Origin of the sequence: Chlorobium sp. (assembly GCF_036528655.1) — a bacterium.
Taxonomy (GTDB): Bacteria; Bacteroidota; Chlorobiia; order Chlorobiales; family Chlorobiaceae; genus Chlorobium.
In genome coordinates this window covers 21,225-34,752 of sequence record NZ_JAIGND010000026.1, presented here as the reverse complement: position 1 = coordinate 34,752, position 13,528 = coordinate 21,225, and the positions used below count along the sequence as shown (strand labels likewise).

Genomic DNA, 13,528 nt, shown 5'->3' with positions numbered 1-13,528 from the left:
TTGCTTCCCCTCTTCCGGTATGGGTTATGTTCCTCTATCTATTCTTATATGATTTTATTTCGCCATAAGCAAAACGAAGGAAAAAGAGCTATCCTTTTTTGCCGGCCTCGGCCCCTCTTTGCTCGAACTTCGTTATTTCATCGCGAAGGTAAGCGGCTTTTTCGTATTCCATGCTTTCGGCGGCTTCCTGCATTTCAAGGCGGAGTTCGGCCGCCATGGCGAAGCACTCTTCAGAGGTAAGCGTACCGATAAGAGACGAAAGCATCCTGTCCGGTTTCGGATCGAGCCCGAACCGTTTTCTGCGGTAACGTTCTTCGGCGTCGGCGACGCTGGTGGTGTTGAACACCTGCTCCATGGATTTGACGATGGACTGCGGCACGATACCATGCTCCTCGTTGTACAGCTCCTGAATCCGCCGTCGGCGTGCGGTTTCATCGAGTACCTCCTGAATTGAGCGGGTGACGACGTCGGCATAGAGCACCACGAATCCTTCGGCATTGCGCGCCGCACGACCGGCGATCTGCATGAGCGAACGGGTATTGCGAAGGAACCCTTCCTTGTCGGCATCGAGAATGGCAACAAGCGATACTTCAGGAAGATCGAGCCCTTCACGAAGCAGGTTCACCCCGACAAGCACCTCGATGTCGCCAGCACGAAGCTCCCTGAGAATCTGCATGCGCTCGAGGCTTTTTATCTCCGAATGCAGATAACGCGAACGAATGCCCGCCTTGCGAAGAAACGCATCGAGATCTTCGGACATCCGCTTGGTAAGGGTCATAACGAGCACCTTGAATCCTTTGGCCATGTGACGGCGGATCTCTTCGAGCAGATTGTCGATCTGGCCCTTCACGGGCCGCACCTCCACAGGAGGGTCGAGCAGGCCGGTCGGCCGGACGACCTGTTCGACGATCACGCCTCCGGAAAGCTGCAATTCGAGATCGCCGGGCGTGGCGCTCACGCAGATCACCTGCGGCACGAGATCGAGATACTCGTCGAACTGCAGCGGACGATTGTCGAGTGCCGAGGGGAGCCTGAAGCCGTGCTCTACAAGAATGGTCTTGCGCGACCGGTCGCCGCCGTACATACCCCGTATCTGCGGCAGCGTGACATGCGATTCGTCAACCACGACAAGATAGTCTTCAGGAAAGTAATCGAGCAGGCAGTGGGGACGCTCCCCGGCTTTGCGTCCGGCAAGGTGCCTCGAATAGTTCTCGATGCCGGAACAGTAGCCAAGTTCCTTCATCATCTCCAGATCGTAACGGGTACGCTCTTCAAGGCGACGCGCCTCGATGAGGCGGTTATCGGCGCGCAGCTCGTTCAGGCGTCCGGCCAGTTCGTTCTCGATGGCCAGCATGGCCTGCCGCATCTGCTCTTCTCCGGCAACGAACTGGCGGGCCGGATAGATGAACGCATACTCGTCGCGACCCAGCACTTCTCCGGTCTGCATGTCGAAAGTCTGCAGGCTCTCGATTTCCGGGCCGAAAAATTCGATTCGAAGGGCAAGTTCGTCATGTGCCGGAACGAGATCGATGATATCCCCCCGGACCCGGAACTTGCCGGGAGCGGGAGAGAGATCGTCCCTGACATAGTGCAGGGAGACCAGTTCCTGGAGAAACTCGTCACGATCTTTTTCCATTCCGGGACGAAGTTCGATGATCTGGGACTTCCACTCTTCGGGCGATCCGAGTCCATAAATGCAGCTGACCGAACTGACCACGATCACATCCCTGCGCCCGCTGAGCAATGCGCTGGTAGCCTTGAGCCGCAGCCGTTCGATCTCGTCGTTGATGCGAAGATCTTTTGCGATATACTTGTCGAGCGCGGGCAGATATGCTTCGGGCTGATAGAAATCGTAATAACTGATAAAATATTCCACGGCATTGTCGGGAAAAAACTGCCTGAGTTCTCCATAAAGCTGCGCAGCGAGCGTTTTATTGTGGCTCATCACCAGTACGGGCCTACCCGCTTGCGCAATGACATTTGAAATCGTGAAAGTCTTGCCGGAACCGGTCACTCCAAGCAGCGTCTGCCACCGGTCTCCCCTCCGCACTCCTCCGACAAGCTGTTCGATCGCCTTCGGCTGATCGCCTGCCGGCCCGTAAGGACTCACGAGCCTGTATTGTTCGCCGGCCATTCCGCTATCTCCCCCATACTTGTGGTTATCCATAAATACTTGCAGAAAAAGAACTATTAGCAAAGGCTGTTCGTTCTGCAACCCAGAGCAGGCTGTCCCTCCTGCGCGTAAAGTATGGTATTTTTCGCCTGTTGCCCGTCGATATGTTGCAATAGTGCTCAGGAAATCCGATTATTATATTTTTTCCAATGACTGTTGTCCATTATTCACGACAGGGGAAGCTCCTTGCCACGGCGGGCGTAGCCCTTTTCTTTTTTATGCATTTACTATCCTGCAGATCCATGATAAACGAAGTGAAGCATTCGACCGACGCCTATCCGTATACGACAGTACCCGGAGATTCCCTCCATACAAGAATCTACAGGCTCAGCAACGGCCTGACCGTATTGATGAGTCCCTATCACGACGAACCGAGAATCTATACCTCAATTGCCGTCCGGGCAGGAAGCAAGAACGATCCTGCCGAAACAACCGGCCTTGCGCACTATCTCGAGCATATGCTGTTCAAGGGAACCGATTCCATCGGATCACTCGATTACGAGAAAGAACATGCCGCCCTCGAAAAAATCATGGACCTCTACGAGGAGTATAGGTCAACGGCCGATCCGGATAAACGGGCAGCCATCTACCGTGATATTGACAGCACGTCGAATGTCGCCGCCCGGTATACCGTACCGAACGAATACGACAAGCTCCTGAACTCCATCGGAGCCCAGGGCACCAACGCTTATACCTGGGTAGAACAGACGGTCTATATCAACGATATCCCCTCGAACAAGCTCGATCAGTGGCTCACCATCGAGGCGGAACGGTTTCGCAATCCGGTCATGCGACTTTTCCATACCGAACTCGAAACGGTCTATGAGGAAAAGAACATGACCATGGACAGCGACAGCCGAAAAATCTGGGAGAATCTTTTCGAGGGTCTTTTCAGCAGGCATACCTACGGCACACAGACCACTATCGGCAAGGCGGAACATCTGAAAAATCCGTCGATAAAGAACGTCATCAACTACTACCGCAGCTATTACGTGCCGAACAACATGGCCATCTGCATAGCCGGCGATTTCGATCCTGACGAAACAATCAGACTTATCGACAAAAAATTTTCAATACTGCAGCCGAAGGAAGTTCCGTCGTTCACTCCTGCCGTCGAAGAACCGCTTGCAAAACCGGTCGTCAGAAAAATCAGGGGACCCGAAGCCGAAGAACTCGTTATCGGGTTCCGGTTCAGCGGCGTAAACTCCCAAGAAGCCGACTACCTGACCCTGATAGACAAGGTGCTGTATAACCAGACCGCCGGCCTGATAGACCTGAACCTTAACCAGCAGCAGAAAACGCTTGATGCGGGATCGATGCTCGTGATGATGAAGGACTATTCCGCCCATCTCCTGAGCGCGAAGCCGCGCGAGGGCCAGAGCCTCGACCAGGTGCGGGAATTGCTGCTTGAACAGATCGAACAGCTCAAGCAGGGCAACTTTCCGGACTGGCTGCTCGAAGCGGTTGTCAACGACCTGAAGATCGAACAGCTCAAAATGTACGAAACCAACCGCGGAAGGGTAGAAGCATACGTGGATTCCTTCATCTGGGGAATGGAGTGGAACGATTATACCGCTCAACTCGACCGGTTGCGGAACATTACGAAAAAAGATCTCGTTTCGTTCGCAAACACCCATTATGGCGATAATTACGTTGCGGTATACAAAGAGCACGGAACCGAAAAAAGCAGTCCGAAAATTCAGAAACCCCCCATAACGCCGATCAGGGTGAACAGGGATACATCGTCGAAGTTTGCCGGCGAAATCCTCTCCCGGAAATCGGAGGAGATAGAACCATCGTTCCTCGATTACCACAAAGACATAGGTTTCCATGATCTCAATGCCGACATAAGGCTGCACTACCTGCAAAACAGGGAGAACGACCTGTTCACCATCTACTATGTGTTCGATATCGGTAAAAACCACAGCAGAAAAATCGATCTGGCGCTCGATTATCTCTCGTATCTCGGCACATCCGCACTCCCGCCTGCCGAATTCAGCCGGGAACTCTATAAAATCGGTGCAAGCTTCTCGGCTTTCACGTCGGACGATTATGTCTACCTGAAACTCTCGGGGCTGCAAAAGAACTTTTCCGCATCGATCCGCCTCCTCGAACAGCTGCTGACCGATACCATGGCCGACGAAGGTGCGCTGGAAAAGCTTAAAGCCGGCACCATGAAGGAAAGAGCCGACGACAAGCTCTCCAAACGAAAAATTCTTTTCGAGGCCATGGCAAGCTACGGAAAATACGGACCGGCCTCCCCGTTCACCAACGTGCTCTCCGACAGGGAGCTCGATCAGGTATCGTCTGCGGAGCTGCTCGACGAGATCCGTAACCTCATGCAATACCGGCACCGGGTGCTCTATTACGGACCGGCCACCGCAGATGCGCTGATTGCGGAGCTGCGTACCGTGCGCCGGTATCCGGAAACCTTCCTGCCGACTCCCGTCGCCGATCCCTTTCCTGAGCTCGATCAGCAGAAAAACCTGGTCTACGTGGTTGACTACGACATGACGCAGGCCGAGGTAATCATGCTTTCACGGGACGAACCCTACGACGCATCGATGGTACCGCTGGCGACGCTCTTCAACGAATATTACGGAGGCGGCATGTCGTCGGTGGTGTTTCAGGAACTTCGGGAAGCCAAAGCGCTGGCTTATTCGGTCTTCTCGGTATACAGAATGCCGAAATTCCGCGATCGCCACAGCTATATTTTCAGCTACATCGGCACCCAGGCAGACAAGCTGCCTGAAGCTCTTGACGGTATCAGCGCCCTCATGCGCGAACTGCCGGAATCGCCGGAACTGTTCGCATCGGCTAAAAACGGCATCATGCAGAAAATCGCTTCGGAGCGGCTCACCAGAACGGAAGTGCTCTTCAACTACGAAGACGCAAGGAGACTCGGACTCGACCGCGATATCAGGCAGGATATCTACCATCACGTCCCGAAAATGGAACTTGGCGACGTACAGAACTTTCACCTGGAGCATTTCGGAAACAGGAACCATGTCATGCTGGTGCTTGGTGACACCTCAAGGCTCGACATGCAGACGCTGGGCAGATATGGCCAGGTCAGGGAATTGAAACTCGACGAACTTTTCGGTTACTGAACGATACGGAAGCGGCAGGTGAACTATCCGATCGACAACAATCGGCGGAAGGCTCAATTGCCGCGCTATCCCATAACTGCACAGCCATACCATTATGAAAGTGCTCAGCCGGTATATCTTCCGGCAGTTTGCGACATCGTTTCTCTTTGCTTCGATCGCTTTCGTACTGCTGTTCATGCTGATCGACATGGTGGAAAATCTCGACGATTTCGTCGATCAGAATATCGGCCCGATCGGCATCCTGCACTATTACTTGCTGACGATACCCGCAACGGTTCAGATTACAGCGCCTGTAGCCGCGCTGCTCTCTTCCATTCTTGCCGCAGGAAGGTTTTCCGCATCGAATGAATTGGCGGCGCTCGGATCTGCGGGCCTCGGCATGCGTCAACTGATCCTTCCGTTCATGATCGGAGGCGCTATTATCGCTCTCGTCAATTTCTTCAACGCCTCGATTGTCGAACCCGCAGCTGCAGGCGCCAGAATCGCATACAAACGTACCATGCTGAACGAAACCCGCCGCGGGCTTCACGACGGGCTCAATATCCAGCTTCTCGAACCTGACGGCAGCGTCGTAACCATCGGATCGTTCGATCCGCTCAGTTCGACGGCAAAAGATGTGACTGTCGAGCGATTCGACGGATCCCGTCTGCGCTCGAGAACAGATGCTCCCGAAATGGCGTTCAATCCGCAGCTGCAGCGATGGATAATGCCGGTTGCTTCCCGACGGTCGTTCGGCGCCGACACAGGCTCAGCGGAGTTCAGCAGCGGCAGCGACACGCTTTCGCTTGATGTTTCGCCCCAATCCCTCAGGGAACTGAATCTGCAGCCGGAAGAAATGACGCTCGTGCAGCACTACCGCTATCTTGTCGATAAAGCGCGGGCGGGATTTCCGAAGCTTGAACGCGCGGCCGTCAAACTGCACGCCAAAGTCTCCATGCCACTGGCGTCGATGATCGTCATTCTTATCGGTGTACCGCTTGCCGCCATGAAGCAACGCAACGGACGCGCAGCGGAAATCACCCTGGCGCTCTTTATCGGCCTGCTTTTTCTCGGCATGCAGAGAACCGTAGCCACAATGGGGTATAACGGCATCATCGAACCCTGGGTGGCGGCATGGCTGCCGCTCATGGTGTTTCTGGCCACAGGCCTGCTGCTCTATCGCAAGGCATCGACATGAATGGCCGTAAGCCACATATTTCCCTCATCGCGCTGATGACAGACTTCGGTACCGATGACACCTATATCGGACAGATGAAAGGCGTGATTCTTTCCATCCACCCGGCAGCGAACATCATCGACCTCACTCATGCCGTCATGCCGCAACATATCGCGCACGGCGCGTTCCTCCTCGAACGAACCATACCGTTTCTCCCGGAAGGAACCATCACGGTCTCGGTGGTCGACCCGGGAGTCGGCACATCGAGAACTCCGATCGCCGTAAAAACGGACAGGCAGATATTTCTTGCGCCGGATAACGGGCTTCTGACCCCTGTGCTTGCGGGACAGACCATTATCGCCTGTTCGAGCATTGCCAACCCCGACGTGATGCTGCCGACGCAGAGCGCGACCTTTCACGGCAGAGATATTTTTTCGCCGGCGGCCGCCCATCTTGCCGCTGGTTTTCCATTCGAGAAGCTTGGCGATCCTCTCGATCCGGCATCCTGCGTCACCCTGCCGTCGAACGGCAGCCGCACTGATAACAACGGCAGGGCAATCGAAGGGTGGGTGCTGTTCGCCGACCGGTTCGGCAATCTCGTCACGACAATCGACTCCCCACTGCCCGGCAATCCCGATGAGTGGCGCGTCGAAGCGGCCGGACTGCCAGCCTTACCTCTGTCGAGAACGTACGGAGATGTCTCTGAAGGCGAACTGCTGGCTTACGGGGGAAGTTTCGGAACGATCGAGATAGCCGTGCGGAACGGCAATGCTGCCCTGATGACCGGCCTCACGGTAAACGCCGGGGTACGACTTGTTAAAACTGAAAATCCCTGCCGTACCGAAACCGACAGGGATCCGTCATAACGCCAAGATAACGCCGAAAAAGGGAGCAGCAAAGTTCCCGCCGTTGTCAGCTTCCGATATACTCCTTGAGAATCTTGCTGTACGCAGACTGGCGAAGCCTTCTGATGGCTTTCTCCTTGATCTGCCTGACGCGTTCCCGGGTCAGCTTGAACTTCTCTCCGATCTCTTCGAGCGTAAGCGGGTTGTCCATGCCGATACCGAAGTATGAGCGGATGACGTCGGCCTCTCGCGGAGCAAGCACGGAAAGCGAACGCTCCACTTCGAGGGTGAGAGAATCGCGGTTCAGGCCGTGATCGGGAAGATGACCGTCATTCTGCAGCACATCGAGCAGCCGGTTGTCGTCTCCCTGGGCAAACGGAGCATCGACCGATACGTGACGTCCGGCAATTTTGAGGGTATCGGCAACATCCTGGGAGTCCATATCGAGCAGATTTGCCAGCTCTTTGGTATTCGGATCGCGCTCGTACTCCTGTTCGAGCTGGCTGTATGCCTTGCTGATCTTGTTGAGCGTCCCTACCCTGTTCAGGGGAAGACGGACGATCCTCGACTGTTCGGCAAGTGCCTGAAGAATGGATTGGCGGATCCACCAGACCGCATAGGAGATGAACTTGAACCCTCTGGTTTCATCGAACCGCTTGGCAGCCTTGATCAGACCGAGATTACCCTCGTTGATCAGGTCGCCGAGCGTCAGCCCCTGATTCTGGTACTGCTTCGCCACGGAAACAACAAATCGGAGGTTCCCCTTTATGAGTTTGTCGAGTGCGCGCTTTGCCCGCTTGTACTCCACGGTATCGACCGGCATATCGTAGCCCGCCTTGATGGCCATGGTAAGTTTAACTTCGTCATCCGCAGTGAGCAGATCGTATTTACCGATCTCCTGAAGGTAACGGTCGAGCGAAAGGCTCTCCCTGTTGGTGATTTGTTTGCTTATTTTCAACTGCCTCATTGTCTTGATACACTCCCTGCAAACCTGTGGGCAGGCATCATGAAGTGATGGTTTTTCCTCTCAACATAAACGGAGAAAATATCCATTTAGAAATAAATTTAAAAAAGGGATTTTATGGAACAGCAAGCCCACCCGCATGTCCGCTCTCCTGCAACTGACGGAAGAACAGGCAACTGCATTAAGCAAGAACCTGAAGGTTAATAGTCAGTTTTTCAAGATTTCTTTCCGCTTCGGCCAGTTTTGCCCGTTCCTTCTCAATCACGTCCGATGGAGCATTTGCCGCGAACCCTTCATTGGATAGTTTCTTCTTCAATGAGGTCACATATGAAGAAATGCTGCCGATCTCCTTCTGAAGCCGCGCCCGTTCTTTTTCGAACGATATTAACCCTTCAAGCTGGATAAAAAGTTCATTGCCCTCCACCACCGAGGCTGCTGCATGTTCCGGCCTCGTAAAAGATTCAGCTATTTCTACGCCACATTTCGTCGCTGCCGCAATAATCTCCCTGTTGGCTGAAAAAACGTCGAAAGATCTCCCGTCACGGGCTTTAAGAATCAGGGGAGCGGTACTCGACGCCGGAACGGCGAAAAGGGATCGGAGGCTTCTGACTTCCGAAATAACCGCTCTGGGCAGGAGAGAAAGGGAGATATCGCGATCAAGCCACTCCTGAATCGGATCGGGAATCCGGGAGAGCGCTATCGTACTCTCTTCAGGGCGTCTGGCAATATGGTGCCAGATCTCGTCGGTAATAAACGGCATGACGGGATGCAGCGCTTTGAGCGTTCCCTCCAGGACATGGACGGCAAGAAGAACTGCCCGGCGAGCTTCCTCAGGATCTGAAGACACGGAAAGCGCTGTCTTGAGGGCTTCGAGATACCAGTCGCAGTAATCGCCCCAGAAAAAGTCGTAGACGTTTCTGACGATATCGTTGATCCTGAACTGCCCGAATGCCGAGTGGTAGCGGTCGAGCATGGCGTGGTATTTCGCCATGAGCACATCCTCTTCGGCGAACGTAAAGGCGCCAGTATCGGGTACGAAACCCTGATATGCCTCTTCGAACGTTTCAGGCGAAGCAAAATACTTTTCACGCTGCATGAAAACGAGCCTCGACGCATTCCAGAGTTTTGTGGCAAAGTTCCGGCCCAGCTCGCACTTTTCCTCACCGAAAAGCACATCCTGACCGAGGGGCGCGATATAAATGATGGTAAAACGCAGCGCATCGGTACCATAGATGTCGATCACCCTGAGGGGATCGGGCGAATTGCCGAGGGATTTCGAAAGCTTGCGCCCTTTCATGTCCCTGATGATGCTGGTGAAATACACGTCCCGGAACGGCACGTCACCCTTGAAGTAGAGGCCGGCCATGATCATGCGCGCCACCCAGAAAAAGATGATATCCGGACCGGTGACGAGCGTATCGGTCGGGTAGAAAGCCCGAAGATCGTCGTTGTCACTGTGCGGACCTGTCCAGCCAAGCGTGGTAAGCGGCCAGAGCCACGACGAGAACCAGGTATCGAGCACATCGTCGTCCTGCACCAGTTTGTCGGTGCCGGCAAGATGGCATGCCTCCTCGTAAGAAGAGGCGACCCATACCCTGCCTTCGGGATCGTACCAGGCAGGAATGCGGTGCCCCCACCAGAGCTGGCGCGAAATGCACCAGTCCTGAATATTCTCCATCCAGTGACGATAGGTACTGATCCAGTGCGGCGGATGGAAGCGGATCTGGCCGTCGTTGACCACCTGCAGCGCGCGTTCGGCCAATGGCTTCATGCGAACGAACCACTGTTCAGAAAGATAGGGCTCGACCACCACATCGGCTCGTTCGGAATACCCTACGTTATGTTCGTACTCCTCGACCCGTTCGAGATTGCCGCGCTCTTCAAGATCGGCCATGATCTTCTCCCGGGCATCGAAACGATCCATGCCGGCATAACCGTACTCGTCGGTCATCCTGCCGTCGCGCCCCACTACGGAGAGAATGGGAAGATTGTGGCGCCGGGCCACTTCATAGTCGTTGGGATCGTGGGCCGGCGTAATCTTCAGGGCACCTGTACCGAATTCGATATCGACGTAATCGTCCGCAATAACAGGTATATGGCGACCGGCGACCGGCACGACGACCAGTTCGCCGACAAGATCGCTGTAACGGGGATCTGCGGGATTCACGGCAATAGCCACATCCGCGAGAATGGTCTCCGGACGAACCGTGGCGATGGTGATGTATTCGCCGGGACGCTTCACGAGAGGATAGCGGACGTAGACCAGCTTATCCCTCCTGGGCTTCATGATCACTTCCTCGTCGGAAAGAGCGGTCTGGGAGACCGGGCACCAGTTGATGATACGCGTTCCCCGATAAACAAGCCCGTCCCGATAGAGTGCGATGAAAGCATTGATGACCGCCTCGGACGCCCGGTCGTCCATGGTGAAGAGGTTCCTTCTCCAGTCGCAGGATATGCCAAGCTTTCGAAGCTGGCGAAGAATCAGCCCGCCGTACTCTTCGCGCCACTGCCAGACATGGTCGAGAAAATCCTTGCGACCGAGGTCATGACGGCTCATCCCCTCCTTTCGGAGCTTTTTTTCCACGACGGTCTGGGTCGCGATGCCCGCATGGTCGGTACCGGGCAGCCAGAGCGCTTCGTTGCCCTTCATGCGGCTGTACCGGATGAAGATATCCTGCAGGGTATGGTTCAGCACATGGCCGAGAGTGAGACTACCGGTTACGTTCGGCGGCGGCATGAGCACGGCATAAGGCGTTTTGCCTTCTGACAGTACGCGACTGCTTTCGGCGTGAAAACAGCCGGATGCCTCCCAGCGGGCGCTGCTCCAGCGGTTTTCGACTTCCTGGTGGTTATAGGTTTTTTCGAGATTGAATGGCACTCTCTCTTCGCTCATGATAACGACGGTTACGACTGATGAAAAAAAGTGATCTCCGGACTTATGATCAATCCGCCTTTTCAGGCGCCGGACGTTTTTCGAATATCTGGTCGATGATGCCGTATTCGAGAGCCTCGGATGCGTTCATCCAGCGGTCGCGCTCGGAATCCTCCCTGATCTGCAGCACATCCCTTCCGGTATGTTTGGCAAGCAGTTCTTCGAGCAGCTTGCGGATCTTTTCGATTTCGCGGGCCTGGATGATGATGTCGGTTTCCTGCCCCTGCGCACCGCCCGAGGGCTGGTGAATCATGATGCGGGAATGCGGCAGCGATGCGCGTTTCCCCGTTGTGCCGCTGGCAAGCAGAAATGCCCCCATGCTGGCAGCCATGCCGACGCAGACCGTCGCAATGTCCGGACGGATATACTGCATGGTATCGTAAATACCGAGTCCCGCAGACACACTGCCTCCCGGAGAGTTGATGTAGATGAATATATCGCGTTCAGGATCTTCAGATTCAAGAAAAATGAGCTGAGCCATCACCAGACCGGCGACATGCTCGTCTATGCCGCTGCCGAGGAATATGATACGCTCCCTGAGCAGACGCGAAAAAATATCGAAGGCGCGCTCGCCGCGTCCCGACGTTTCGATGACCATGGGTACCAGCGTATTCTGAATACCCTGTTCTATAGCGCCCGAATAGAGTTTGCGGGCGTAATTTTCAAAGCCGAAATTTATGTTTGCCATAGCTGGTCAATGAGTTGAGTGAATGAAAAAGAAACCGTTAAAATACATAGAGCAAACAACAAATCAATCAATCCTGTTCCAATAGGTAATAAACTTGAACGAGAAAACAATATATTTAAAGCCCGAAAAACCAAACAATCGCAGATCATGCAGGTCCGTCTCATCTCGGTTACAACGCCCTGTTTCGACACTGAAAACAAGCCGCTGACGGCAGAAGGACTTATCGCCTACTGCGCAAGGGTTTCGAGCCCGCATCAGGAAAACCTCGATTACGAAAAACTGCTGGCTTACTGCATATCCAACAGACACTGGAGCATTTTTGAAATGGCGGACATGACCGTGGAAATAGTCACCTCACGAGCCATTGCGCCCCAGATACTCCGGCACAGGAGCTTCCAGTTCCAGGAGTTCTCGCAGCGGTATGCCAGAGTGCAGGCAATAGAAACCTATACACCACGACGCCAGGACAGCAAAAACCGTCAGAATTCGCTGGACGATCTCGGAACCGAAACCATAGAATGGTTTGAAAACGCCCAGGCGGAAATTGCGCGGATATCGATGGAAAAATATGAGGAGGCTCTCGATAAAGGCATCGCAAAGGAGTGTGCGCGGGTACTGCTGCCGCTTGGAACCCGAACAAAACTCTACATGAAAGGATCGGTTCGAAGCTGGATCCACTATCTTGAGGTGAGAACCGACAGGAGCACCCAGAAAGAACACCGCGACATAGCCGAAGCCATCAGAACCATTTTCTGTGATCAGTTCCCCGTAACTGCATCGGCTCTCGGATGGAGCTGACCCTGCAACTCAGGCGGTGAGCATGCCGGAAAGCCTGACAATATGGTTCTTAAGCTCCTTGCGATGAACGATACAATCGATGAAACCATGTTCGAGCAGGAACTCCGCCCGCTGGAACCCTTCCGGCAGATCGCGCTTGATCGTATCGCGGATGACCCTCGGACCGGCAAATCCTATCAGCGCCTTCGGTTCGCTGAGATTGATGTCGCCGAGCATGGCAAAAGATGCCGTGATGCCGCCCATGGTCGGGTCGGTCATGAGCGAAATGAAAGGGAGTTTTTTCGAGCTGAGCAGGGTAAGTTTCGCCGACGTCTTTGCCATCTGCATGAGGCTTAACGCCCCCTCCATCATTCTTGCTCCGCCTGACTGGGAAATCACGAGAAGAGGCGCATTGAGCTCGATGGCCTTATCGACGGCACGGGATATTTTTTCGCCCACCACAGACCCCATCGATCCGCCGATGAAACCGAAATCCATAGCCGATACCACCAGCGGCCGTCCGCCGGCGTCACCCCAGGCATTCCTGCATGCTTCGGTTTTACCGCTTTTTTCGATAATGTCGTGAACCCGATCCGGATACTTTTTGGTATCGGTAAAACCGAGCGGATCCCCTGCGCGCAGGGTATCGTCGAACTCCTGATAATTTTCGTTGTCGAACAGTATGGAAAAGTAGCGATAGGGAGAAATCCTGAAATGATAACCGCAGGCAGAACAGGTATAAACGTGATCTTCAAGCTGTTTCTTATGTATCATCGCGCCGCACTCCTCGCACTTCCACCAGAGCCCTTCCGGCATGTCGAGCTTGTCTGTGGTGCGAATCGAGGGCTTTACCCGTTTGAACCAGACCATTTTTCTTAATTAG

Annotated in this window: 9 protein-coding genes; 4 read left to right on the top strand and 5 right to left on the bottom strand. The window is 54.3% G+C overall.

What is annotated here, in order from left to right:
• Positions 1-88: 88 nt before the first annotated feature.
• Complete coding sequence (gene uvrB, locus K4305_RS07530; RefSeq protein WP_331561799.1) at positions 89-2,167, bottom strand: excinuclease ABC subunit UvrB; 2,079 nt, start codon at positions 2,165-2,167, stop codon at positions 89-91.
• Positions 2,168-2,415: 248 nt separating this feature from the next.
• Here uvrB and K4305_RS07525 point away from each other — a divergent pair, with 248 nt between their 5' ends.
• The 3 genes from K4305_RS07525 to K4305_RS07515 all read left to right on the top strand — a co-directional run bounded on the left by K4305_RS07525 (position 2,416) and on the right by K4305_RS07515 (position 7,305).
• On the top strand, positions 2,416-5,283 hold the full coding sequence (locus K4305_RS07525) for a M16 family metallopeptidase (protein ID WP_331561798.1): 2,868 nt from the start codon (positions 2,416-2,418) through the stop codon (positions 5,281-5,283).
• A gap of 94 nt (positions 5,284-5,377) precedes the next feature.
• Positions 5,378-6,460 carry an LptF/LptG family permease gene (locus K4305_RS07520; RefSeq protein ID WP_331561797.1) on the top strand — a complete coding sequence of 361 codons (1,083 nt, stop codon included), beginning with the start codon at positions 5,378-5,380 and terminating at the stop codon, positions 6,458-6,460.
• Positions 6,457-7,305 carry an SAM hydrolase/SAM-dependent halogenase family protein gene (locus tag K4305_RS07515; protein WP_331561796.1) on the top strand — a complete coding sequence of 283 codons (849 nt, stop codon included), beginning with the start codon at positions 6,457-6,459 and terminating at the stop codon, positions 7,303-7,305. Before K4305_RS07520 ends, K4305_RS07515 begins: the two co-directional genes overlap by 4 nt.
• A gap of 46 nt (positions 7,306-7,351) precedes the next feature.
• On the opposite strand, the gene K4305_RS07510 is transcribed toward K4305_RS07515, so the two are convergent.
• The 3 genes from K4305_RS07510 to clpP form a co-directional block, all read right to left on the bottom strand.
• Positions 7,352-8,251 carry a sigma-70 family RNA polymerase sigma factor gene (locus tag K4305_RS07510; protein ID WP_331561795.1) on the bottom strand — a complete coding sequence of 300 codons (900 nt, stop codon included), beginning with the start codon at positions 8,249-8,251 and terminating at the stop codon, positions 7,352-7,354.
• Positions 8,252-8,429: 178 nt separating this feature from the next.
• Complete coding sequence (locus tag K4305_RS07505) at positions 8,430-11,141, bottom strand: valine--tRNA ligase (RefSeq protein WP_331561794.1); 2,712 nt, start codon at positions 11,139-11,141, stop codon at positions 8,430-8,432.
• A 49-nt stretch (positions 11,142-11,190) separates the two neighbouring features.
• Positions 11,191-11,868, bottom strand: a complete 678-nt coding sequence (gene clpP / locus K4305_RS07500) for an ATP-dependent Clp endopeptidase proteolytic subunit ClpP (RefSeq protein ID WP_331561793.1) — start codon at positions 11,866-11,868, stop codon at positions 11,191-11,193.
• Positions 11,869-12,015: 147 nt separating this feature from the next.
• Between clpP and thyX the strand changes: the two genes are divergently transcribed.
• Positions 12,016-12,666: an FAD-dependent thymidylate synthase gene (gene thyX, locus K4305_RS07495; RefSeq protein ID WP_331561792.1), complete on the top strand. Its 651-nt coding sequence runs from the start codon at positions 12,016-12,018 to the stop codon at positions 12,664-12,666.
• A 9-nt stretch (positions 12,667-12,675) separates the two neighbouring features.
• On the opposite strand, the gene accD is transcribed toward thyX, so the two are convergent.
• A complete protein-coding gene (gene accD / locus K4305_RS07490) occupies positions 12,676-13,515 on the bottom strand; it encodes an acetyl-CoA carboxylase, carboxyltransferase subunit beta (RefSeq protein WP_331561791.1) in 840 nt (279 codons plus the stop codon).
• Between the last annotated feature and the right edge of the window lie 13 nt (positions 13,516-13,528).